Source organism: Flavobacterium sp. N2550 (assembly GCF_025947265.1).
Classification (GTDB): Bacteria; Bacteroidota; Bacteroidia; order Flavobacteriales; family Flavobacteriaceae; genus Flavobacterium; species Flavobacterium endophyticum.
Genome location: NZ_CP110007.1, coordinates 2,799,617 through 2,825,108 on the forward strand (window position 1 = coordinate 2,799,617; position 25,492 = coordinate 2,825,108).

At 42.6% G+C, this 25,492-nt stretch carries 20 protein-coding genes; 14 read left to right on the top strand and 6 right to left on the bottom strand.

The window, feature by feature from the left end; all coding sequences use genetic code 11:
* Positions 1–52: 52 nt before the first annotated feature.
* The 9 genes from OLM56_RS12375 to OLM56_RS12415 all read left to right on the top strand — a co-directional run bounded on the left by OLM56_RS12375 (position 53) and on the right by OLM56_RS12415 (position 10,981).
* Complete coding sequence (locus tag OLM56_RS12375) at positions 53–2,350, top strand: FAD-dependent monooxygenase (RefSeq protein ID WP_264527172.1); 2,298 nt, start codon at positions 53–55, stop codon at positions 2,348–2,350.
* Between the two features lie 77 nt (positions 2,351–2,427).
* Positions 2,428–4,041 (top strand): AMP-binding protein, encoded by a 1,614-nt coding sequence (locus OLM56_RS12380; RefSeq protein ID WP_264527173.1) that lies wholly within the window; start codon positions 2,428–2,430, stop codon positions 4,039–4,041.
* Between the two features lie 53 nt (positions 4,042–4,094).
* Entirely contained in the window at positions 4,095–5,675 is a 1,581-nt protein-coding gene (locus OLM56_RS12385; RefSeq protein ID WP_264527174.1) for an FMN-binding glutamate synthase family protein, read from the top strand.
* A gap of 45 nt (positions 5,676–5,720) precedes the next feature.
* Positions 5,721–6,152 carry an acyl-CoA thioesterase gene (locus tag OLM56_RS12390; protein WP_264527175.1) on the top strand — a complete coding sequence of 144 codons (432 nt, stop codon included), beginning with the start codon at positions 5,721–5,723 and terminating at the stop codon, positions 6,150–6,152.
* A gap of 93 nt (positions 6,153–6,245) precedes the next feature.
* The gene (locus OLM56_RS12395; protein WP_264527176.1) at positions 6,246–7,226 is read left to right on the top strand and encodes a carbon-nitrogen hydrolase family protein; all 981 of its coding nucleotides are present in this window, start codon (positions 6,246–6,248) and stop codon (positions 7,224–7,226) included.
* A 116-nt stretch (positions 7,227–7,342) separates the two neighbouring features.
* Positions 7,343–7,951, top strand: coding sequence for a hypothetical protein (locus OLM56_RS12400; protein WP_264527177.1), 609 nt, complete (start codon positions 7,343–7,345; stop codon positions 7,949–7,951).
* 105 nt (positions 7,952–8,056) lie between these two features.
* Entirely contained in the window at positions 8,057–9,169 is a 1,113-nt protein-coding gene (locus tag OLM56_RS12405) for a cupin domain-containing protein (RefSeq protein ID WP_264527178.1), read from the top strand.
* Between the two features lie 87 nt (positions 9,170–9,256).
* Entirely contained in the window at positions 9,257–10,168 is a 912-nt protein-coding gene (locus OLM56_RS12410; protein ID WP_264527179.1) for a fumarylacetoacetate hydrolase family protein, read from the top strand.
* Between the two features lie 63 nt (positions 10,169–10,231).
* On the top strand, positions 10,232–10,981 hold the full coding sequence (locus OLM56_RS12415; protein WP_274485929.1) for an Asp/Glu racemase: 750 nt from the start codon (positions 10,232–10,234) through the stop codon (positions 10,979–10,981).
* Positions 10,982–11,208: 227 nt separating this feature from the next.
* On the opposite strand, the gene OLM56_RS12420 is transcribed toward OLM56_RS12415, so the two are convergent.
* Positions 11,209–11,925 (bottom strand): 3-ketoacyl-ACP reductase, encoded by a 717-nt coding sequence (locus OLM56_RS12420; RefSeq protein ID WP_264527180.1) that lies wholly within the window; start codon positions 11,923–11,925, stop codon positions 11,209–11,211.
* Positions 11,926–12,142: 217 nt separating this feature from the next.
* On the opposite strand from OLM56_RS12420, the gene OLM56_RS12425 reads away from it, so the two are divergent.
* A complete protein-coding gene (locus OLM56_RS12425) occupies positions 12,143–12,664 on the top strand; it encodes a thioredoxin family protein (RefSeq protein ID WP_264527181.1) in 522 nt (173 codons plus the stop codon).
* Between the two features lie 57 nt (positions 12,665–12,721).
* Here OLM56_RS12425 and OLM56_RS12430 read toward each other — a convergent pair whose 3' ends face one another.
* The 3 genes from OLM56_RS12430 to OLM56_RS12440 form a co-directional block, all read right to left on the bottom strand.
* Positions 12,722–14,992, bottom strand: a complete 2,271-nt coding sequence (locus tag OLM56_RS12430; protein WP_264527182.1) for a multicopper oxidase family protein — start codon at positions 14,990–14,992, stop codon at positions 12,722–12,724.
* 58 nt (positions 14,993–15,050) lie between these two features.
* A complete protein-coding gene (locus OLM56_RS12435; RefSeq protein ID WP_264527183.1) occupies positions 15,051–15,893 on the bottom strand; it encodes a DUF3347 domain-containing protein in 843 nt (280 codons plus the stop codon).
* Positions 15,894–15,975: 82 nt separating this feature from the next.
* Positions 15,976–16,344, bottom strand: coding sequence for a hypothetical protein (locus OLM56_RS12440; RefSeq protein WP_264527184.1), 369 nt, complete (start codon positions 16,342–16,344; stop codon positions 15,976–15,978).
* A gap of 302 nt (positions 16,345–16,646) precedes the next feature.
* Between OLM56_RS12440 and OLM56_RS12445 the strand changes: the two genes are divergently transcribed.
* The 4 genes from OLM56_RS12445 to OLM56_RS12460 all read left to right on the top strand — a co-directional run bounded on the left by OLM56_RS12445 (position 16,647) and on the right by OLM56_RS12460 (position 22,623).
* Positions 16,647–18,743 carry a glycoside hydrolase family 97 protein gene (locus OLM56_RS12445; protein ID WP_264527185.1) on the top strand — a complete coding sequence of 699 codons (2,097 nt, stop codon included), beginning with the start codon at positions 16,647–16,649 and terminating at the stop codon, positions 18,741–18,743.
* A 140-nt stretch (positions 18,744–18,883) separates the two neighbouring features.
* Positions 18,884–19,684, top strand: coding sequence for a TIGR00266 family protein (locus tag OLM56_RS12450; RefSeq protein ID WP_264527186.1), 801 nt, complete (start codon positions 18,884–18,886; stop codon positions 19,682–19,684).
* A 52-nt stretch (positions 19,685–19,736) separates the two neighbouring features.
* On the top strand, positions 19,737–20,192 hold the full coding sequence (locus tag OLM56_RS12455; RefSeq protein ID WP_264527187.1) for a DUF2750 domain-containing protein: 456 nt from the start codon (positions 19,737–19,739) through the stop codon (positions 20,190–20,192).
* Positions 20,193–20,223: 31 nt separating this feature from the next.
* Positions 20,224–22,623: a mechanosensitive ion channel family protein gene (locus OLM56_RS12460; RefSeq protein WP_264527188.1), complete on the top strand. Its 2,400-nt coding sequence runs from the start codon at positions 20,224–20,226 to the stop codon at positions 22,621–22,623.
* A 2-nt stretch (positions 22,624–22,625) separates the two neighbouring features.
* Here the strand turns inward: OLM56_RS12460 and OLM56_RS12465 are convergent, their stop codons facing one another.
* Together OLM56_RS12465 and OLM56_RS12470 are read right to left on the bottom strand one after the other, a co-directional pair.
* Entirely contained in the window at positions 22,626–23,246 is a 621-nt protein-coding gene (locus OLM56_RS12465) for a matrixin family metalloprotease (RefSeq protein ID WP_264527189.1), read from the bottom strand.
* Positions 23,247–24,992: a DUF885 domain-containing protein gene (locus OLM56_RS12470; RefSeq protein ID WP_264527190.1), complete on the bottom strand. Its 1,746-nt coding sequence runs from the start codon at positions 24,990–24,992 to the stop codon at positions 23,247–23,249.
* Positions 24,993–25,492: the final 500 nt, after the last annotated feature.

Genomic DNA, 25,492 nt, shown 5'->3' on the forward strand with positions numbered 1-25,492 from the left:
CAGGGTTTAAAACCCTGACAGGGTACGGATAAAAGATTAAAAAGATAAAAAAATGAAAATAACCGTAATAGGTGGCGGTCCCGGAGGACTCTACTTCTCCATACTATCCAAAAAAGCCAATCCGGAATTCCAGATCGACGTCTACGAGCGCAACAAGGCCGACGATGCCTTTGGCTTTGGCGTGGTCTTTTCGGACGAGACGCTGAGCGAGTTCCTTACGCGCGACCCCAAGTCCTACGAGCTGATCCGCAGCCGCTTTGCCTATTGGGACGACCTTGATATTGTGCGCGACGGCGAAAAGGTACGCATTACCGGAAACGGCTTCTGCGGCTGTTCCCGCAAGACCCTGCTCCAGCTCCTGCAGCAGCGCTGCCAAGAAGAAGGCGTCGGACTGCATTTCGACCACAATGTCGACGACCTGTCGCAGTTTAAGGATTCTGACGTAATCGTGGCCAGCGACGGCATCAACAGCGCCATACGCGACCAATACCCAGGCGATTTTGGCACTACTTCGGTACTCCAGAAAAACAAGTTTGTCTGGATGGGCTCAACGCGTCCGCTGGATGCCTTTACGTATTTTTTCAGGAAAACGCCTTACGGCCCTATCGTGGCGCATACCTACCAATACGAAGAAGGAAAAAGTACCTGGATATTCGAGACCTCGCCACAGACGTGGGAAAAAGCAGGTTTTGTGACCGAAGACGAAGAAGGTACCATCGAGAAGCTGTCCGAACTTTTTAAAGAAGAACTCGACGGCCACGGGCTGATCTCCAACAAATCGCACTGGAGAAACTTTCCGGTTATTACCAATGCCGTATGGCACAAAGACAATATCGTGCTGCTGGGCGATGCCAAAGCTACCGCACACTACTCTATAGGCTCGGGCACCAAGCTCGCGATGGAATGCGCCATAGCGTTGGCCGATGCCATTGCAGCCCATCCGAACGACATACCGCAGGCTTTCCAAGCCTACGAAAAGAACCGACGTAAGCGCGTCGAGATGATACAGCACGCCGCCAAGGTTTCCTTGGAATGGTTTGAGGACATCGACAGGCACATCCAGCAAGACTTCTTGCCGTTTGCCTTTGGCGTCATGACCCGCTCCAAAAAAGTCACTTTTGAGAACCTTGCCATCAGGGATGCCTCTTTTACCGATGCCGTGCTTAAGGAATTCAATGCGGCCGTAGCAAGCGAGAACCTAAAAACTCCTCCGGCTTTTACGTCCTACCAGTTGCGCAAGATGCACTTGAACAACCGAATCGTCATGGCTCCGATGGAACAATATACTGCCAAAGACAGCCTGGTGTCTGACTGGCATTTGGTACATTACGGCAGCCGTGCCATAGGCGGTGTCGGCCTTATTCTTACGGAAGCCGTAGCCGTTTCCGAAGAAGGAAAAATTACTTTAGGTTGCCCGCTGATAAACAATCAACAACAAATAGATAGCTGGAAAAAAGTTACGGATTTCGTACACCAAAACAGCAAGGCCAAGATCGGCATCCAACTCGGGCATTCCGGAAGAAGGGGCGCTGCAAAAATGCCATGGGAAGGCTATAACGAACCGTTAGAAAATCCATGGGAATTGCTGTCTGCTTCTGCCATCCCATACAGCAGCAAGATGCCTGTACCGAAAGTAATGGACCGACAGGATATGGATACCGTAATGGCACAATTTGCACAAGCCGCAAAAAATGCAGAACAAGCCGGATTCGACATGATCGAGCTGCAGGCCCATCATGGATTCCTGCTTGCCTCTTTCCTATCGCCGCTGACAAATACCCGTAACGACGAATATGGCGGAAGTACAGCCAACAGGCTGCGATTTCCATTAGAAGTATTCCAAGCCGTCAGACAAAACTTTGATACCGACCGTCCTATATCCGTAAGGATTTCTGCTTCCGACTGGGCCGAAGGCGGCATCACGTCCGAAGAAGTGCTGGAAATAGCCGAAGCCTTTAAAAAAGCGGGAGCCGACATCATCAACGTATCTTCAGGATATACCGTCAGCCATCAAAAACCCGCCTATGGCAGGATGTACCAGACGCCTTTTTCAGATGCCGTACGAAATTCCGTCCACGTACCGACGATTACGGCGGGGTCCATACAAGACATCGATCAGATCAATACCATCATCCTGAACCGAAGAGCCGATTTGGTAGCCCTAGGAAGACCGTTATTGCTAGACCCAGGCTTTGTCAGAAATGCACAGGCTTACGAACAGTATCCCGCAGAAGACATCCCGCAACAGTACGAAGCAGGAGTCTCGCACCTTTATCCGTATAAGCTGAGCGAAAGAAAAGCTGTGGAAGGAATGAAGAAAGCGTTGAAACCGGAAAGCCATAAAAAATAATTTAGGAATTAAGAATTTCGATTTTAGAGTTCAAAACCGTCATAAATCGTAATTCATACATCATAAATCATATTAAAATGTACCAAGATAATTTCGCCCACAAGCACCTCCCTTCTCAAAAGCTGCAGCCAGAGTACATCTACAGCGATCCTGATTTTCAGCTTCCTGAAGACCTGAACTGCGTAGAAAAGCTATTGGACAACCATATCAAGGAAGGGCGCGGCCATCATATCGCCATCCGTACTTTCGAAAAGACATGGACCTATCAAGACCTGTACGAAAAGACCAATCAGATAGCGCATGTCTTGGTTGATGATTTGGGATTGGTTTCTGGCAACCGCGTACTGATACGTTCCGCCAACAATCCGATGTTTGTGGCCATCTGGTTTGCGATACTTAAAGCTGGAGGCATCGTGGTCGCGACTATGCCGCTGTTGCGCGAAAAAGAACTGGAAGTGATGATCGACAGTGCCGAGATATCGCACGCCTTCTGCGACTATCGCTTGGAAGAAGCGTTGGCGGCCGTAAAATCTCCATTCTTAAAGCAGTCCATTACATTCGACGGCACCGAAAACGGAATGTCGAAGCTGGAAACCCTGATGCACAATAAGCCAAAGGAATTCCAGAACTTCCCGACAAAAGCCGATTCGGTCGCCCTTATAGGATTCACTTCCGGAACTACCGGAAATCCGAAGATGACATCCCATTACCATAAAGACATATTACTAATCTGCGAGGCCTTTCCTAAATATGCGCTACAGCCCGTGCCGGAAGATATTTTTACAGGCAGTCCGCCGTTAGGATTCACGTTCGGATTAGGCGGCCTTGTGCTGTTTCCGTTTTATTTCGGGGCATCCACTTTCCTTATCGAAAAGCCATCCCCAGAACTGCTATTGCAGGCGATACAAGACCATAAGGTTTCCATAGTATTCACAGCACCTACAGCCTGGAGGATATTGGCAACCAAGGCAGCCGACTACGATATTTCATCATTACGCAAATGCGTATCCGCTGGAGAAACGTTGCCTGAAAAAGTCTGGGAAGACTGGTACGAAGCCACAGGATTGAAAATCATCGACGGCATCGGCGCTACGGAAATGCTGCACATCTTTATCTCTTCTAACGAAGACAACATGAAAAAAGGTGCTACCGGACTTCCGATACGCGGTTATGAGGCCCGTATTGTAGATCGAAAAGGCAACGAACTCGGTACTAACGAACCGGGAAGGTTGGCCGTAAGAGGAATCACGGGCTGCAAATACCTGAACCGCACCGACAAACAGAAAGAATACGTACAAGACGGCTGGAACCTGACTGGAGACATCTTCCGCAAGGATGAAGACGGCTATTACTGGTTTGTGGCACGAGGCGACGACATGATTATTTCTTCTGGCTATAATATTGCGGCCATAGAGGTCGAAAGCGTACTTCTTAAACACGACGATATTTCCGAATGCGCTGTCGTAGGACTGCCTGACGAAAACCGCGGTATGCTCGTATGTGCTTATATCGTATTGTCCGATAAATCCAAGGCTTGCGACGAATTTGCCAAGACTTTGCAGGACTGGTTTAAGGAGAATGCAGCACCGTATAAATACCCAAGAGAAGTACGTTTTTTAGACAACCTTCCGAAGACCGAAACAGGAAAAATACAGCGATACAAATTGAAGGCAATTAGCAAGGGAAATTGATTAAAAATTACTAATATTATGGCTGGTAATTTATAATAAAACAGAGAGAGTATATGAGAAAAGTATTTGTAGTATTCAGCATCACGTCGTTGGCCATTATTGGCATCATGACCTACATCAACTGGAAGGCAAGCTTCCTGCTATTGATATTCATTCCTTTGATAATCATGGGCTTCTATGACATGTTCCAGTCCAAGAAAACCATCAGAAGAAACTTCCCGCTTGTGGGAAGGATGCGCTACCTGCTCGAGTCGCTAGGACCGGGCGTGCGACAATACTTTATTGAAAGCGACTTAGACGGAAAGCCTTTTAACCGTCTGGAACGCAGCCTTGTCTACCAGCGAAGCAAAAAAGAAACCGACTCCAACCCTTTCGGAACCCAATTAGACATTTACGAAGTAGGCTACCAATGGATCAACCATAGCATCAAGGCCATTCCGTTTTCGAAGGTCAACAGCAACCCGAGAGTACGCATCGGGTCTTCGCAATGCGAAAAGCCGTATGATGCCAGCCTTTACAATATCAGCGCCATGAGTTTTGGTTCCTTGAGCAAGAACGCCATACAGGCACTGAATGCCGGAGCCAAGCAGGGCGGATTCTACCATAACACAGGCGAAGGAGGCCTTTCGCCTTACCACCTCGAAGGCGGCGATGTCGTATGGAATATCGGTACGGGCTATTTCAGCTGCCGTGACGACAACGGAAATTTCTCTTATGAGCAGTTTGCCAAAAGAGCCGTATTGGATAACGTAAAGATGATTGAGATCAAATTCTCGCAAGGAGCGAAACCGGGCCATGGCGGAATCCTGCCAAAAGAAAAAGTAACCGATGAGATTGCGGCCATACGTTTGGTGGGCAAAGGAAAAGACATTATCTCGCCTCCTACCCACTCCGCTTTCTCTACGCCGCTGGAGCTGATGGATTTTATCAAGCTGTTGCGCAAGGGATCGGGCGGAAAACCTATCGGCATGAAGATATGTATCGGGAATAAGTCTGAATTTATTGCGATCTGCAAAGCCATGGTGCAGACAAAAACCTATTTCGACTTTATTACCGTAGACGGCGGTGAAGGCGGAACTGGAGCAGCACCACAGGAATATTCAGACCACGTCGGCATGCCGTTGAGAGATGCGCTTGCCTTTGTATACGACTGTCTAAAAGGCTTTGGCATCAAAGACCAGATCAAGATTATTTGCAGTGGCAAGGTCATTACCGGTTTTGATATCATCAAGACATTGGCAACCGGAGCCGATCTCTGCAACTCTGCCAGAGGAATGATGTTTGCCTTGGGCTGTATCCAAGCTTTGGAATGTCATGCGAATACCTGTCCTACAGGAGTTGCAACACAAGACCCGAGGTTAGTAAAAGGACTGGTTCCGGAAGAAAAGAGCATACGTGTTGCCCGCTTCCAGCATGAAACCGTAAAAAGTGCCATGGAACTGATGGCATCGGCTGGAATCTGCCACCCGGATGAGGTAGACCGAAATGTTGTCAGCATGAGAGTTGACAGGACCAAGATACAGACGTTTGCAGAAACGTATCCGGAGCTTGACAGCGGCTGTCTGTTGGATGAGAATGCGCTTCCGGAAAGCTTTCGTTATTTTTGGAAGAAAGCCACAGCAGAAAGTTTTTAAGAACAATAAAAAACATAAAACCCACTATGTAGTGGATTAGAGAATATGAGCAATTATTTTATAAAAGAAGAAAAGATACGTTTCCAGCATGTCGATTATGCAGGAATTGTCTTTTATCCCCGATTTTTAGAAATGTTAAACGCTTTGGTAGAAGATTGGTTTGAAGAAGCGTTAGAGCGTCCGTTTTCAACCATACACGAAACGAATGGCATTCCGACCGTCGACCTAAAAGTACAGTTCAAAAAGGCTGCCCGCCTCGGAGAGACTCTTACCAAATACCTATGGGTCAAAAATCTGGGTGGCGCCTCCGTAAACTGCGGCTTCCGATTTAAGGATGCAGAAGGAAAAACCTGCCTTGAAGGCGAAGTCACCTTAGTAAATGTTGCTATCAGCAAAGACCGAAACGCTATCAAAGCCGAGCCTTTTTCCGAAGACATGAAAGAGAAAATAACGCCTTATATCGTATCGGAATCTTAAGAAACAAATTCATAATTCATAATTCATAATTCATAATTCATAATTCATAATTCATAATTCATAATTCATAATTCATAATTCATAATTAAAAAAATGGAGTTCCCTAAATTCAAAGCCGCCGCAGTACAGACCTCTCCGGTATTCCTCGATGCAGGAGCCACGGCAGACAAAGCTGTCGCATTCATCAAGGAAGCCGCTGCCAACGGAGCCGCTCTTGTCGCATTTCCAGAAGTGTTTATTGCCGGCTATCCGTATTGGAACTGGATTATGACTCCGGTACAAGGCAGCAAATGGTATGAGATACTATACAAGTGCTCAGTAACTGCCCATGGTCCGGAAGTACAAAAATTGTGCAAGGCAGCGAAAGAACATAATGTGCATGTCGTCATCGGAATCAACGAAAGAGGTAATAGCTACGGCGAGATCTACAATACAAATCTGATTATAGATAACACAGGAAAGCTGATCGGAAAGCACAGAAAATTAGTTCCTACCTGGGCAGAAAAGCTTACATGGACAAGCGGTGATGGTTCTTCTTTAAAGGTTTATGACACGGAGATAGGTCCGATTGGCACATTGGCTTGTGGCGAAAACACGAATACCTTGGCGCGTTTTACGCTATTATCGCAAGGCGAGCTTATCCATATTGCCAATTATATTTCCTTGCCTGTGGCACCGCCTGATTACAATATGGCAGAAGCTATAAAAATCCGTGCCGCCGCACATTCTTTTGAAGGAAAGCTGTTCACGGTCGTGTCTTGCTCTACCATTTCTAAAGAAATCATGGACGTATTGAAAGAAGATGTACCGAATGTAGAAGAACTATTGACAAGAAAGAATTCTGCTTTTTCTGGGATTATAGGTCCAAATGGCGCCGTGGTAGGCGAACCGCTGATTGACGAAGAGGGAATCGTATATGCTGATATCGATTTATCGAAATGCATACAGCCGAAACAGATGCACGACATCTTGGGGCATTACAATCGTTTTGATATTTTCGACTTGAGAGTGAACGTCGCTCCGACAAGAAAGATTACTTTTATTGATACTCATGAGGAGTTTCATAAAAAATAAATATCCTTTTTCTTCGATATTCTACCCTGACAGGGTTTTGAACCCTGTCAGGGTAGAATATCGGTATCGAAAGGAAAGCGAATAGCATAAAAAAAATAATTTAAACGCCATACAAAATGAAAATACAACCGCTAGAACCTGGAATGTTCTATCACGTCTATAATCGTGGAAATAATGGAATTGATCTTTTTTATGATACAGATTGCTACTATCATTTTTTAAGATTGTATGAAAAATACATGAATCCGGTAGCAGACACCTATGCTTGGTGTTTGCTGGGAAACCATTTTCATTTATTGGTATATATAAAAGCAGAAGATGAGATCGATACCAGCAAGCTGGAATATTCGACAGTTGAAAAGCCGAAGGTCGTCAATGCATCCAAACAGTTTTCGCATCTGTTCAATGCATACACTCAGGCTATAAACAAGCGTTTCAAAAGAACAGGGAGCTTGTTTGAAAGGCCATTTCACAGGAAATTGATATCGTGTGAGGATTATTTCCAGAAACTGATCTATTACATCCACAATAACCCTGTGCATCATGGTTTTTGTAAGAATATAAGCGAGTATCCATGGTCTTCCTACGGAAGTATTGTTTCCGAGAAGCCGACGCAAATAAAAAGAAAAGAAGTTATTGATGCTTTTTATGATTTAGATAATTTTATAGCGTATCATAATCAGGATCAAAATTTGTTTGATATAGATAATTTGATAATAGAATAAATATACATCTAGTTATACCTACCACCCTGACAGGGTTTTGAACCCTGTCAGGGTGGTAGGTGTCAGATACCGAATACCGAACTAGAAGACTAAAAAACAAAAAATATGGAATCAAAATTCAACGACGACGTAATCGGAAGAGCCCGAGTCCAGACCACTCCGGAATTGGAAGCCTACTATAAAGAACTAGAAACCTTGGGTGCAGGAGCCTTATGGACCGTTGCCAACGACATCGAGCCATGGGAGCCTCGTACTTCTTCTGTTCCCATGCTTTGGAAATACGAAAGCCTGAGAGAGCTGGTACTTAAATCTTCTGAACTGGTGACACCAGAACAGGCCGGACGCCGCGTAGTGTATCTGGTCAACGACAAGCGCAAAGATGTCAGCGCGGCAGTAGGCTGGCTGTATACAGGAATACAGGTAACGCGTCCTGGAGAAAGCACTTCAGCCCACCGACACAAGGCATCGGCTCTTCGCTTTATCATGGAAGGCGAAGGAGGCTACACTGTAGTAGACGGCAACAAGATTACATTTGAAGTCAATGATTTTGTGATTACCCCCAACAGTACGTGGCACGAGCATGGTGTCGCAGAAGACGGAAAGACCTGCATCTGGCAGGACGGCCTGGATATTCCGCTAATCAATGCACTCGAAGCGAATGACTATGCCGTATATGACGGAAAACAAGACTTAAAGTTTCCAGTTAACTTTTCACCCCTAACGTATGGAAATTCAGGATTATTGCCAGCAGACAAAATTTGGGACAAGCCCTATTCGCCGCTATTTAAATACTCGTGGAAAACGGTCTATCCTGCCCTGCTAGAAGCCGCAAAAGTAAACGAAGGATCGCCATATGACGGCATATTGATGCACTATTCTAATCCAGTAACCGGAGGACATGTCATGCAGACTATGGGTGCTTCGATGCAATTATTGCGTGCCGGAGAGCATACAAAAGCACACCAGCATACAGGCTCTTTTGTGTACCAATGTGCCAAAGGAAAAGGCTATTCGGTCATCAACGGAAAACGCTACGACTGGAAAGAAAGAGATATCTTCTGCATTCCGTCATGGGCTGTGCATGAGCATGTAAACCTATCAGAAACGGAAGATGCCTGCTTGTTCTCTTTTAATGACTTACCTGTCATCGAATCTTTAGGATTATACCAAGAAAGAGCTTATGAAGAAAATGGAGGGTTTCAGGTAGTGGAGAATTAAAAGTCTTAAAGTCAAAAGTTGGAAAGTTGGAAAGTCCAAAAGAGAAAAGAAAAATACGATACAATCAAACCTTAGTACTACAATAAAATGAAATTAGTTACTTTCACGCATAAAAATTCAGATCCGAAGCTTGGGATTTTCAATAATGATACGGTCCTTGATCTTGAAGCCTTCGGGCACAAGCACAATGAAGAGTTTCCAACGACCATGTTGGAACTTATCGATAAGGGACTGGAAGAAGTCAGCAGAATTGCCGAAATAGTAAAGACTTCTTCTGAAAATGCCATAGCCTCAGCTTCGCTTCCTTTGAACGAAATAAAGCTGCTGGCACCGATTCCGAAGCCTAGAAAAAACATCATAGGCATCGGACTAAATTACACAGAACACGTAGCGGAATCGGCAAGGACATTAGATACGTCAAAAGAACTGCCGCAGCAGCCTGTTATCTTTTCTAAGCCGCCAACAGCAGTCATCGGAACTGGAGAAGCCATTCTTCACAATACCAAACTGACACAGCAATTGGACTGGGAAGTAGAATTGGCCGTAATCATCAGCAAAAAAGGAAAATACGTAGCCAAAGAAAATGCTATGGATTATGTTTTCGGATATACCGTCATCAACGATATCAGCGCCAGAGACTGCCGTCGTGCAGGACAATGGATTGTTTCTAAAGGACAAGATACTTTTGCTCCTATGGGACCTATTTTGGTAACTAAAGACGAAATTGAGAATCCGCACAACCTGAACTTGTCGCTGACCGTCAATGGTGTCGAAAAGCAGAATTCCAATACCAAATACATGCTTTTCAATATTCCTGATTTGATTGAAGACTTGAGTACTGTCTTCACGCTTGAAGCGGGAGATATTATTGCAACGGGAACGCCAGCCGGAGTCGGTGCAGGAAGAAATCCGCAAGAATGGATGTGGGATGGCGATGTGGTAGAAGCTATCGTAGAAGGTATCGGAACACTTGTCAATACCATCAAGAAAATCCAGTAAGCCTTGCACTTTATGACCTTTGACGTTATGACTTTAGACTTTACAACCTTACACTAAAAAACAATGAAAAAATATAAAATAGGCCAGATCGTACCTTCGTCTAACGTAACTATGGAAACGGAGATTCCTGCATTGTTTCGTTCTAGAGAAACGATAGCGCCAGAACGATTCACCTTCCATTCGAGTAGGATGCGAATGAAAAAAGTAACCAAAGAAGAATTGGAAGCCATGGATGCCATGAGCTTGAAATGTGCTCAAGAACTTTCGGATGCGCAAGTAGACGTTATGGGCTATGCCTGTCTTGTTGCCATCATGAGTATGGGACGCGGTTATCACTGCGTTTCGGAAACCAACTTGCATGAAGAGACCGTAAACAACGGCTTCCCTACTCCTATCGTGACGAGTGCTGGAGCACTTATTAACGGACTAAAAGTTCTTGGAGCAAAAAAAGTAGCTGTCATTACACCTTATATGAAACCGTTAACTCAATTAGTCGTTGATTATATCGAACATCAAGGGTTTGAAGTCGTAGATTTTGTGGCGCTGGAAATAGCCGATAATCTTGAGGTAGCAGCACAAGATCCGATGAACTTATTGCAGATTTACAAGCAGCTGAACTTAAAAGATGTGGATGTATTGGTAGCATCGGCTTGCGTACAGATGCCGTCTTTGGAAGCCATTGACTTTATTGAGAAAGAAATAGGCATTCCTGTAACTACTGCCGCCATCTGTACCACGTATGAAATGATGAAAAAGCTAGGATTGGATACGAAAGTACCTATCGGAGGCGCACTGCTTAGCGGAAAATATTAATAATTCTATCTTAAAATATTAAAGAACTTGAACGGAAATAGCTAACTTTAAGGAAAACCTTAAAAACCTATACCATGAACGGATTCTTTAAAACCATACTGGCCGGATGGGGAGCCAAAAAACTTGGAGGCGGATGCCTCGGCACTATCATCTTATTCTTTATCATTTATTGGCTGTTAGGCTATCTTTAAAATAAAAAAATCCCTTCTTTTGAAGGGATTTTTTATTTAAGGATTTGTAGACCAAAGTGAAGCAGACTTCAACAATGCCCTCCTATTCAATTTTAGCTGGGCTACGACCAGTTCGGCAAAATCTTCAGGCTGCAATACTTTTTCTGGATTACCGTCCGTGATATTTAAAGACAGTGACATTTCTGAAGCAATCGTGCTCGGCATCAAAGCAGAAACGCGGATATTGTGTTTTCTTACTTCCATCATCAGCGCTTCTGAAAGTCCGGCCACTGCAAATTTTGAAGCGGTATAAGCCGTCGTGTTGGCATTTCCTCGAAGGCCAGCCGTAGAAGAAACGTTGATAATATCGCCTGTATTTCTAGCAATCATGCCTGGAAGCACTTGGTGTGTCACATAGTAGATTCCCATGACGTTGACGTTCATGATTTCTTGCCATCGGGCCGGATCCATTTCTAAAAAGCTTCCGAACGAGGCAATGCCTGCGTTGTTGATCAAAATATCTATGGTTCCGAAAGCTTCGTGTATATAGGCAATTCCTTTTTTTACTTGCTCAAAGTCGGACACATCAAAAACGGAGTAGATTGCTTTTACGCCAAAGGCTTGTAATTCGGCCACGACCTCAAGCAGCGTCTCTTCATTCCTGCCTGTAATTGCTACGTGAACGCCTTCGGCTGCCAATGCTAACGCGGTGGCTTTTCCGAGTCCGCGGCTTCCTCCTGTTATTAATGCTTTTCTTCCTTGTAATTGTTCCATTTCGATAAGTGTTTTGGGTTTCTATACGATGACAAAGTTAGCCAATGCGCGTGGATTGGAATATCTTTTAACTTTTTGTTCGGTCCAAATTATTGCTCTTGGTTAATTTTTATAAAAAGACAAGGAAATGTGACGGCTAATAATTAAGTTTGTTATTAACCAACTTCTAGGATTTTTACAATCCTTAATTAACTCGTAGAACACTAATTACAACATTATGAAATTAAAAACCTTACTGCTCTGCCTGCTTTTTGTCGGCGCCATGACACAAGCAACTGCACAAGAAAGTGCCGACAAGATTCTCGAAAAAGCTTTTGCACAGGCAAAAAAAGAAAAGAAAAACGTCTTTGTGATGTATCATGCTTCGTGGTGCAAATGGTGCAAGAAGATGGAAAACAATATGGAAGACCCGAGCGTCAAGCCTTTTTTTGACAAAAGCTACGTGACGACTTTTTTGGTAGTGCAGGAATCTAAAGACAAAAAAAATCTTGAAAACCCTGGTGCGGAAGACATCCTGAAAAAATACAAGGCAGACAACAGCGGCATTCCTTTTTGGCAGATTTATGATGCTAATGGAAAATTATTGGCTGATTCGTTTAATGCCAAAGGCGAAAACCTAGGCTGTCCGGCTACCGTTGAAGAAGTTACTGAATTTACGGACAAACTAAAAAAATCATCAAAGCTTAGTGAAAAAGACCGCAAAAAGATTGAAGATATCTTTGTGCTAAAGAAAAAATAGACAAATAAAAAGCCTCCTGATTGCTCGGGAGGCTTTTTATTTTTAGGCTGGATACTATCAATAATTGAAGACTGCTCCGATACCAAAGCCCATATCGCTATCATAGTGCGTACGGATGCCCATATTTTTATTGATTATATATCGGAGATCGAACATATATTCTAAATCGGTGTTGGCCATAAAACCGGCTCTCAATCTTTTTGAGATTGGAATATCCTCTCGCATCAAAGATAGTCGTGCTATGCCGTCATGATATACTTCTGCTTGAACGTTGACCAGCATCGGCAAGGTGTACATGATTCCCAAACTTACGGCACTTCGGCTGTCTTTTTTATTTTTTTGTCCGAATATATTTTTCTCATGCTCGTCTTCTCCCATTTTGCGGTAGCGCCAGTCAAAACCTATAAAAGGCATCAGCCATTGCATCTTGCCAATATACCTGCCTACATGTGTTTCCACTTCATAACCGTGCATATCGTTATAGCCCAGACGCCATTCTGTACCAATTGACCATCGTGCATTCTGAAACATGGCATCGCCATCATTGCCATTAGTTGCAAAATCATTTTGGGCCATAAAGTGCGGCATATTGCTTTCTTCTTGCAGCATCTTATATGCCATTTTTTTATCTGGAAGCAAAGGATTTTCGTAATCTCCTACTTCAAAAACACGATTCATCCCCGCCATCATATGATACAATATATGGCAGTGAAAGAACCAGTCGCCTTCTTCATTGGCCAAGAATTCGATCGTGTTGGTTTCCATCGGCATGATGTCCATTACATTCTTTAACGGTGCATTTTCACCTTTGCCGTTGATTATCCTGAAATCAAAACCATGCAGGTGCATCGGGTGTCGCATCATAGAATTGTTATAGATGGTAATACGCAGAATTTCTCCTTTTTTTACTGGAATCTTATCGGTTTCTGAAAGGATTTTATTGTCCATGCTCCAGACATACCTATTCATATTTCCAGTAAGTACAAATTTCAATTCCCGTATCGGCGCTTCTTTAGGAAGTACTGTATTGTGAGGCGATTGAAGCATTGCATAATTTAGAGTTACTATATCACCTAAAGCGTTGGCATTGTATCGATTTGGGTCGTTATCCTTATTCATTCCATGCTGGCTATGATCCATTTTTGGTTTGGTTTCTCCTGTGATTTCGGGATACATTACCACATTCATATCCATTTGATTTAGGCTCATCTTCATTCCCATATCGTCAAGATCGCCATTCATTTTCATCATATCGTTCATCATCTTCATGCCTTCAAAATACTTTAGTCGGGGAAGCGTAGAAATCAACTGTTTGATACCATTTCCGATAAAATAACTTGCGGATTGCGTTCGGTCTTCTGTAGTTGCTAAAAATTCATAGGCCAATCCTTCTTCGGGAATCGTGACTACTACGTCGTAGGTTTCGGACACAGCGATTATCAGCCTATCGACTTCTACAGGCTCGACGTCATTGCCATCGCTTGCCACTACCGTCATTTTGCCTCCAGCATAACGAAGCCAGAAATAGGACGATGCGCCTCCATTTGAAATACGCAACCGTACTTTATCGCCTGCTTTTAGTGTTTTGCCATCAACCGCCTTAAGGTCTGTAGAATGATTTCCGTTAATCAATATCTTATCATAATAGACATCGCTTACGTCCATCGCCATCATGCGCTTCCATTCGTTTTTGAGTTTGGTCTTGAAGTGGCCTTCTCTTATCGCTTCTGCGTAGGATTGTGTCGCTCCTTTTTTTATAGCGGCCCAATCGTTGGCATTATGGAGCATTCTGTTGATATTGTCGGGATTAAGATTCGTCCATTCGCTTAACATGATTGGAACGGTTGGAAGATCATCTATTCCTTTGCGAAAGGTTGTATCGTCATTGCGTTTCTTCATCACAAAATTACCATACATCCCGATCTGTTCCTGCAAACTGGAATGGGAATGGTACCAATGCGTTCCGTTTTGTATAATCGGAAAACGGTAAGTATAAATAGTTCCAGGCGGAATAGGTTCTTGAGTAAGAAAGGGCACGCCGTCTTCCTTGTTTGGCAAAAATACGCCGTGCCAATGCAATGATGTGCTTTCTTTTAATTCATTATGCACTACAATTTCGGCCGTATCGCCTTCTGTAAACGTTAGTGTAGGCATCGGTATTTGTCCGTTTACTGCGATTGCCCGTTTTTCTTTGCCTGCATAGTTTACCAGCGTATCGCGCACATATAAGTCGTAACGTACGACCTTTTGTGCCTGCAGATGAACAGCTGTAAGCAATAGGAATACCGCTATAATTCCTGCCTTGGCATGATTATATTTTTTTGTCATTTCGCTATCTTTTAAAGTAATTGCCATGCAAAATGTGAGACTTCTGCATGGCACTAGCCTATTTGATTGTTTCAACTGTTTTTCCGCACGTGAGCATCTGCGAACCATAATACGGATTTTTTACCGCGTTTTCTTTGCTCAGCCAATTGGCACCTTTGTTGTCATTCGCCATCGGACAGAATTGGTAGTAGACAGGTACTTCGTATTTTGAAACCTTAAGCAATTCATAGATACTTTTAGACAAGGTGATAAAATGATCTCTTTGGTGTTTTGCATCGGCAGTTTCAGAAATGTGTTCTGCATCTTCCCTCAGGTCGTTCAAGACTTTCATCCAAACGGTATGCTCATCTGCTTTTAGTTCATTCATCTTTACGGAACCGATCGCTTTTACTAAGGATTTTGCTTTTTCTGACGCCATCTTTCCGTCTGTTTTTACCAAAGCATCTTTTACGTCAAAATAGCTATCAAAAACGGATTTAAGCTGTCCTTTTTCCTGCGTTGCAGTAGGTGCTGGCATAGCATGTCCAGCATGAGCCGTTTCTGCTTTAGCCATTGTTTTTATGGGACGGTCGTATTGGCAGCATTCTGGAAGCTTGGCATAAGCGTCGTCTGGAGCACGAAAGGCATCGCTGTCATAGCCCGCCAAGGCAATACGCTTTAAGATGTCATCCAGATTGGTTGTTTTTTGGTCGTAGGCTATAGAAGCCATCTTGGTGTCTTTGTTCCATTCTACTTTGGCAGTCTTGCTAACATTTCCTGCTTTTTCAATCGTGCTTTTGCACATGTTGCAGTTGCCGTAGATTTTTACAGTCTCTTTTTTCTCGTTTTTAATTTGTGCCTCACAGGCCGTAAATGTAAATACCATGGCAATAACTGCCATTATTTTGGATAATGATTTCATCGTGAAAATTTTATGTAATGATTATTATGTAAGCTTATAATTGTTTTCAATACGACAGACTTATGGCTGTCATGAAAGGATCTTAGCTTATTTTAGGACGCAACCAGATGGAATAGAAACCAGAAGCAAAGTCGGTTGCTCCATAATAAAATTTTAATTTCTTCTTTGTGGAAGAAATTACATTATTGGAAAACTCCTGATTAAAAAAAACGGCAGCGCTCACAGAAGAAACGGGACATATACATGAAGAATGTCCGCATTTGCCTTTACAATTCTTATGATTGTTGTCTTTACAGCCATTGTTTTTTTCACAGCTGTCTTTCTTATGCTTGTGGGAAACCATTTCTTTAGAGCAGGCTTTTTTATGGGAACCTTTACTGCAAGCCCATGAAGACTCCGGTATCAAGAAGATTCCGAGGACGACCAGCAGTATGAAATAAAGTTTTCTCATTTCTCCATAAAAAGTAATTCCAAAATTAGAGATTTATTTTGAGTACTTCACTAATAAAGTGTTAAAACGATTTTAGAAAAATACTTCCGTTTACTTTTTTTGGAGTTTTAAGGCAAGATTGATAAAAATACTCCTGTCTGATGTCATAAAGGCCATTATTTATTTGAATTATAGTATTTTTGGCAGAACGTACTATCCAATAGGCTCGCAGTTTTTTATCATACTTATGAGGAAGTTTTTTGAAGAACACTTTTAGAGACTTGAGATTACAATCATCATTATTATTAACAAACTAAAATCCTATGAAAAGACTACTGTCAGCCTTTCTACTCGTGGCGTGCTGCGTTGCCAATGCCCAGCAGCTTGCCTCACCCGACCAGAACTTAGAATTAAAATTCGGATTATCTCCAAAAGGAGAGCCTACCTATGAACTTTCTTATAAGAAAAAAGCCGTCATCAAGACCAGCAAGCTTGGACTAGAACTGAAAGGCGCTCCTTCTTTCCTTGACGGATTCCAAATCGACAAATCAGAAAAGAGTTCTTTTGACGAAACGTGGAGCCCTGTACTTGGTGAACAAAAAAACATACGCAACCACTACAATGAGCTTTTGGTAACATTGAGCCAAAAAGCTGTAAACGGAAGGTATATTCGTATTCGTTTCCGTCTTTTTAACGACGGACTGGGATTCCGATATGAATTTCCAGAACAAAAACACTTGAATCATTTCGTAATCAAAGAAGAAAAGACGCAGTTTGCTCTTGCAGGCGACCACAAGGCTTTTTGGCTTCCGGGCGATTATGATACGCAGGAATACAGTACGGTGACTTCCAATCTTTCTGAAGTGAGGGGAAAGATGAAAGATGCCGTGACGCCTAATGCTTCACAGACTACGTTTTCGCCAACAGGATTGCAGACGCCTTTGATGATGAAAAGCAAAGACGGACTTTACATCAACATACACGAAGCATCATTGATCAATTATTCGTGCATGTCATTGAATCTCGACGACAAGAATATGATATTGGAATCATGGCTGACACCAGATGCCATTGGCGACAAAGGTTATTTACAGGCCGCTACGCAATCACCTTGGAGAACCATTGTAGTAAGCGACAAGGCAGCTGATATCTTGACTTCAAGATTAATATTGAACCTAAACGAACCTACCAAATACAAAGACGTTTCTTGGATCAAGCCTGTAAAATACGTAGGCGTTTGGTGGGAAATGATTACCGGAAAAAGCACTTGGGCGTATAATGACCTAGAAAGCGTACAATTGGGCGTAACCGATTATTCCAAAACCAAACCGAACGGAAAGCACGCGGCTAATACAGCTCATGTCAAAGAATATATCGACTTTGCTTCCAAGCATGGTTTTGACGCTGTTCTTGTTGAAGGCTGGAACGAAGGCTGGGAAGACTGGTTCGGAAAATCGAAAGATTACGTTTTTGATTTTGTGACACCGTATCCTGATTTCGACGTACAGGAATTGCACCGTTATGCTGCCTCTAAAAATGTAAAGATGATGATGCACCACGAAACATCTGGCTCTGTGAGAAACTACGAGCGCCACATGGACAAAGCCTACCAATTTATGGTTGATAACGGTTATAACTCCGTAAAAAGCGGTTATGTAGGCGACATCCTTCCTAGAGGAGAATTCCACTACAGCCAATGGATGATCGACCATTATTTATACGCCATCACAAAAGCGGCAGAATACAAAATCATGGTGAATGCGCACGAAGCCGTACGTCCTACAGGATTGAGCCGTACTTATCCTAATTTGATCGGCAACGAAGCTGCAAGAGGAACAGAATACGAATCGTTTGGAGGGAATAATGCCGACCATACTACGATATTGCCATTCACAAGATTGATGGGCGGCCCAATGGATTATACGCCAGGAATCTTCCAGACTAAAATCAGCGCCTACAATCCGGAAAACAATTCTTTCGTGCATACCACTCTTGCAAAACAGTTGGCATTGTACGTAACCATGTACAGTCCGTTGCAGATGGCTGCCGACTTGCCAGAAACATACAACAAATTCTTAGATGCTTTCCAATTCATCAAAGATGTGGCGGTTGACTGGGACGATACCTATGTGATTGAAGCCGAACCAGGCGATTACATCACCATGGCCAGAAAAGCCAAAGGAAAGAACGAATGGTTTGTAGGTGGAATTTCAGACGAAAATGCAAGAACGGCCAACGTCACTTTTGACTACCTTCCAAAAGGAAAAACCTATACAGCTACAATTTATGCCGACGGAAAAGATGCCAGCTACGACAAGAACCCGCAAAGCTATGCTATCAGAACCATCAAAGTAACCTCTAAGACCAAACTGCAGCAGCCTATCGCACCAGGCGGAGGTTTTGCTATCAGCATCAAATAAGTACTACTTTTGTTTATCTTTTTAGAAATGGAGCAAGGCAACTTGCTCCATTTTTTTATACCTTTAATTTTCAAGGACGGACTGTAACATTTTGGCGGCCTCTCCTACTCATAAGGTAATCAAACCAAAAAACGATACAAATGACAGCACACGAAATTGACTACCACATCTATGGCGAAGAAATGCAATATGTGGAAATAGAACTAGATCCGCAAGAAGCCGTCGTGGCAGAAGCAGGAAGCTTTATGATGATGGACAGCGGCATTGCCATGGATACTATTTTTGGAGACGGCTCCAACCAGACCCAAGGCGTTATGGGCAAACTCTTTTCAGCAGGAAAACGACTCCTGACCGGAGAAAGCTTGTTTATGACCGTATTCCTAAACCAATACCACAGCAAGCGAAAAGTAAGCTTTGCTTCTCCGTATCCTGGCAAGATTGTTCCGATTGACCTGACCGAATATGGTGGCCGTTTTATCTGCCAAAAAGATGCTTTCTTGTGCGCCGCAAAAGGCGTTTCTGTAGGCATTGAATTCTCAAGAAAACTAGGGCGCGGACTTTTTGGCGGCGAAGGTTTTATCATGCAGAAGCTGGAAGGCGACGGAATGGCCTTTGTTCACGCTGGAGGTACCTTGGCTAAAAAAGAACTTGCTTCGGGAGAAACCCTTAAGGTAGATACTGGCTGTATCGTAGGCTTTACAAAAGACGTGAACTACGATATTGAATTTGTTGGCGGTATCAAAAATACTATTTTTGGAGGCGAAGGATTGTTTTATGCGACGCTCACAGGTCCTGGAATTGTCTACATACAATCGCTTCCATTCAGCAGATTGGCGGGAAGAGTCTGGGCATCGGCACCTCAAGGTGGCGGCAAAAGCAGAGACGAGGGCAGTATCTTAGGCGGTATCGGCAACCTTTTAGATGGCGACAACAAATTCTAGTCCCTAGACTTAAAATTATCAATTATATTTACCCTCTATAACCGACCTACTTATGATCCAGGACATACTACAGCTACAGCAACGCCATGAGGAATTTATAAAGAAAATCTGCAAGACCGAAAAAGTATACGGTCTTGAAAACCAAATAGGGTTTGCCACCTTAGACTCCGCCAATTACGAAGACGAAAACGGAAAGTCCATGCCTGTTATGTGCTTTTGGTCAGACAGAAACGGCGCCAGGGCTTGTGCCAAAGACAAATGGAAATCCTACGAACCGTCGGAAATCCAGCTGGCAGAATTTATAGAAGAATGGTGTGTCGGAATGTACAATGAAGGCCTTTTAGCCGGAACTGATTTTGACGAGAACAAGCTGGGCAACGAAATCGATGCACTGGAACTATTGCTGGAAATCACTACAGAACTGCAATCACAGAACAAAGAACTGCAATTTAAGAAGTTTGAAAATCTTTCCGATCTGGAAGAGCAAATCCGAGAAATTTTAGAATAAATCCATACGCCTTTAATCCAATCTTATGAGCATGAAAAAAAATAGCTACTCCACGCTGCCCTTTATCCTAAAGCCTTCTTTCGTAAAACAATTTCTATTGCTCTTTTTCCTCCTATCTGGAATCTATTCTTTCGCTCAGGAAAAAGCAACAGCACCCGCTAAACCTGTAGCAGAGAAAGGCAAGCCTTCGATCTTTACTGACGATGAATTGGCTTCTAGCGATTATCTGGCTTCCATAGAAAGAGCCGGAGAGCTGTTAGACGATTCCAAAAACAAAGGAGCGCTTGATGCGAGCGTATTGTTTCTGCTAGGCGAAGTCCATCAGACCAAAGAAGCCTTAAAGCTTATCGATTCGAACCTTGGGTCGCAAAATAACGGCAACGTGCGCAACCAGCAGATGTACCGAAAAGTGCTTTTGGAACTGCAGCAAAAGTTCGAGATTTACTGGAAAGCGCTGAATGAGAACGATGAAAAGATTGTGAAAATTAGAAAAGGCAACAAAAGCATTCTTAAGGATACCGTTTTTGCCAAGCTGATAAAAGATACCTTGCGTATTAATGAATTTCGTCCGCAGCTGAAAGACTTAAAAGCAAAATGGATTACAACAGATAGCCTGTTAAAAGCCAATATCGATTCGCTTAACAGCTGGAAAAAAGGCATTACTGAAAAAAGAATGCTGATTTCCAAAGACCTGATCCTTGTGAATGAACGCCTGAACAAATCAGGAGTTTCTCTTTTTGGCAGTGAACATCCAAACTTATGGAGCACCGACCAAAAAGCTAAAACGCAAGAAATGCAGGCCTATCTAAAAGATAAATTCAATGCCGAGCAGAAAGCATCGGCCTATTATTTTAGTTACAGCTTGGGCAGTACCTTCATGCTCCTGCTGCTTGCCGGACTGTTATGGTGGTGGGTTAATTTCAATTTAAAATCTCTAAAAAAGGCACAGCGGTTTGAAAACTTAAACGTATTCCAGTTCCGCTATCTGAATCACAGTACTATATTCCCTATCATCGTGATAGGGCTGAATATCGCGATTGCCATAAACCTGTATGCTCCTGCCCTGTTTATCGAATCCATGCACCTGGCACTTTTGGTAACACTCACTGTACTATTCAAAAAGATATGGTCAGAAAAAGCATTCCGTAACTGGCTGCTGCTGGTTGTTCTTTTCGCTTTGTTCTGCTTCCTCGATCTTTTTGTAGAAATTAGCCAGTTACAGCGTTGCTTGTTTGTGCTGGTCAACCTTGCCTGTATTCGCTTCGGATTTGCTTACTTGCAGACTATCCGTGATGAAATGTATATCAAGGGTCTTTTAAAATATGCCAAAGTCTTGTTTATCAGCTTGAACATCCTTGCGGTACTTTTTAATCTTTTCGGACGCGTATCTCTAGCCCATACGCTGAGCCTAGCGGCTATCATCGCCTTAACACAGGTAATCGCGCTTTCTGTTTTCTTGAAAATTATCTTAGAAATAATTACGTTGCAGATCTATACGATTCGTATCCGCAGGGGCATCGACAAGATTTTTGATTTTAGGAATCTTGAAAAGAACTTGAAAAAACCTTTCATGCTTCTTATTACTTATCTGTGGGTCATTGTTATCGCTTCGAACCTCAACCTTTCTAGCGTATTTTATGATGTTATCACTTCGATCGTAACGACTGAAAACAAAATCGGGAACTTTACCTTCACTATCGGCAACATATTGCTTTTCTTGCTGATTGTCTGGATAGCCCATATCATCCAGAAATATGTAGCTTATTTCTTTGGAGAAATAGACGATGAAGATGAAGAAAGCGTTAACAAAAAACAACATTCCAAACTGCTTATCACAAGATTATTGCTTTTGATATTAGGATATCTATTGGCTATTTCGGCAGCCGGAATTCCTTTAGACAAAATTACTATTGTACTTGGAGCACTAGGTGTCGGTGTTGGTTTGGGACTTCAGAATATCGTAAACAATTTTGTTTCGGGCGTTATTCTGATTTTTGACAAGCCGATACAGATCGGTGACGTAATTGATGTAGGTGCCCAAACTGGAAAAGTCAAAACCATCGGATTAAGGACAACCAAAATCGATACGTCTAATGGCGCTGAGGTCATCGTTCCGAACGGAAATATATTGTCACAAAATATCGTAAACTGGACGTATACTAATAACTCTAAACTGGTCGACTTGAGCTTTACATTGCAGGGAGAGATTTCTCAAGAAGCAATCAAGAAAACGATAATAGACTGCATCAGCACTATCCCGCTAATTTATTCTGAAAAAGAGCCACAGCTTTTTTACAGTTATATTTCGGATACCAAGCATCAGCTTAAGATTCAATTCTGGTGCAATATTTATAGGACGGAAACGGCTATCAGTGAAGCAAGGATTGCGCTGTATGACGGTTTTAAAAAACAGGGCGTTGTTTTTGAATAGTCTTATATTTTTTCTTTACACTCCTTGCAGAGTGAAAGAGTTTCGTTATCAATCGTAGCAATACTTTCGACTGCGTCAGTCATCACGCATTTTTTGTTTTTGCAGTGTGGCAGGCCCAAGTTGTGTCCAAATTCATGTACAGCAACTTTTTCCAGCCGTTCAAATTGCTTTTTGGAATTTGCATGACGTAGTCTGAAAGTAGAAACGACACAGCTTTTGCCCGGACAAAACCCAAGTCCCATAACACCCCAATCCGAATAGCGTGAGGCAGGTTGTAATATTTTACCATCGTTGTCTCTTTTAGTAGTCGAGACATCTTTAGTTGTCAGTCCAATGATAAAGTCTAATGAATCCGGAAGGTTTCGTTGCTGTATCCTGATAATACTGTCGGCTCTATACCTCGGAGACTTTACGTTTATAAAGGCTTGTGCATACAATTTCTTTTCAGGAAGGACAACCGTTTTTATAGCATAAAAGCTATCGATTGTTTTGGCAATACGGCGTGCTTTTTCTTTAGAAAAGCCTTCATAAGGCAAAATGCCCACAACCATTTTTTCGGTCACAGGCATTTGCTTTTGGCATGAGCATAAAAGAAGCAGCAATGAGGCTAGTAAATATCTCATCTACATTTTTTCTTTTAGCATCAATTCTTTGATATATTTAACTGGAGCGCTGCCATAACTAAGGAATTTCTCATGAAAATGCTTCAGGTTAAAGCTCTTGCCCTGCTCCTTTTTAAGCTGTTCTCTAAAGTCATAGATTTCAGTATAGCCTGTAAAATACGAGCAAAGCTGTACTTGCGACAAGGTCACACGTTTCCATTTGCCTTCAGCTTCTGCGTCTTGCTGGAAAGCTTCTTTGGTCAGCAGATGGATTCCTTCTTCTTTAGACATATTTCGGGTATGCACGCTATTGTCTAAGATGGTATTACAAATTGTTCTCAGATTCCATTTATAATACATCAGCCACATTTCGTCTGAATTCTTGTAGCCGCTCTCTAGCATCATTCTTTCCGTATAGACTGCCCAGCCTTCAATCATTGCACCATTGCCCAGAATGGCCTTGATAATACTCGGCGATTGGTTGCTGTAGACCAGTTGCGTATAATGTCCAGGAATTGCTTCATGGATGTTCAATATCTGTAAGATATAGTCATTGTATTCTCTCAGGTAGCTTTCGGCATCTTCTGCCGACCAGCCTGAAAGGCTTCCGACATTATAATACGTATTTCCATTTTTATCATAAGGACCAGGTGCCGAAATTGAAGCACCCGCCACGCCCGCCATATAATCTGGTTCTTTACGAACGACTAAAGGCTTGGACGGATCGATATAAATTAGGTCTTTTGTTTTTACATAAGAGATCAGTTCTGGAATTTGCATTTCAATTTGCGACTGGAACTTTTCAGGCGTCGTATGCTGCAAGGAAATTTTGTCAATTACTTGCTTGATTAGGTCTAGCCTATCTGTCGGTTTTGGCGCATTGCCTAAGTATTTGCTCCATAATTTATCTGCCAGTGCAAACATCTTGTCGTGCAGTTCTTTTTTCTGACTGATGGCTTTTTGGTAGATCTGTTCGGCATTATAACCCGACTGGATGTCGAAATCAAACTTCTTGGCATACAGTTCTTTTCCGAGTCGGAAAGAGCGCGGTGTCTTATTATCCAGCTTCTGCAGCCAGTCGGCATAGTCACGGATAGCTGTTACAGCTGTAGTCGCTTTTTCAAGAATGGCGACCTTCTCTGCCTTACCAAGCTTGCTTTTGTCTACGGCTGCCTTAAGGTCTGTTTCAAAAACAGAAATACCGCCTAAGTTTTGCGCTATTGCCAGCTGCGTATGTTCTACCGTAGGGTTCTTTATATTTTTTTTCGCCGCGGCATAATAGGCCGGAATATTGCCCATCTTAAGGCTGATGTTTTTCAAGCGCGCTTCGAGCGAATCGTAATTGCCATTCAGCATTTCAGCAAAAGAGCTACTCACGTTATAGGAAGAAGGATCCCATTCGTCTGATTTTACTTCCTTAATAGTAAAGACCACGTTTTCTAAAAGATTCTTGATCATATAGAAATCGGTCTTATTGTTGTCTGACAGGTTTTCGAGCGAATATTTTTTTAGCGAGTCCAATTGCGAATTGGAAAACTCCAGCTGTTTTTTCTCATAAGCCTCATCAGGAATCATCAAAACGCTATCGTATTTATGATAACCTTGGCTTGAAGCCCAGCCGGGATTAAGCTTCCATAGCTCATCGACAAAATGTTCTTTGTAGTTTTCAAAGTGAATATCTGCAAACTCATCGGCCTCTACTTTGGCGGTCTTGTTGCAGGAATAAAGCGAACCTAAAACAACTAACGAAAGTAATGTTCTTTTCATATAAGGAATAAATTAAAGCCTAAAGATAGGAAAATGTTTATGAGGTTGAAATTATTTTGAGGTTTTATAGAAATCTAAAAGGAGTAATTTCGTTAGATAAATTTAATGAATATATTCGCACCAAAATTGGAAATATTGCAAATCATTAATCAAGTTATTGCTAGGCTTATCCTATTCCATCACTTAAAAAAACAGCTGGAAGATGAGCTTGCAGAATAAGCATGCAAATGAAGGGCAGTGGCTTGTTTTTAGTATATTTGATTTGTGGCATTTGCCGGAAGTCAACACTAACAAATAGCCATTCCTTATTTTGAACAACATTATAAATACACTACCCTATCCTTTGTCTTGATAAACATCTGGACATTGTATGTTTTTTTTGATTATTTTGTTACAAGACATAAAATATTTAGCGAAACGGGATTATTCATTTTCTTCGTTAAAAGTATTTTTTTTTGCATAGTTCTTGGAGTGACCCTGATTCTTTTGAGACTTTTCTA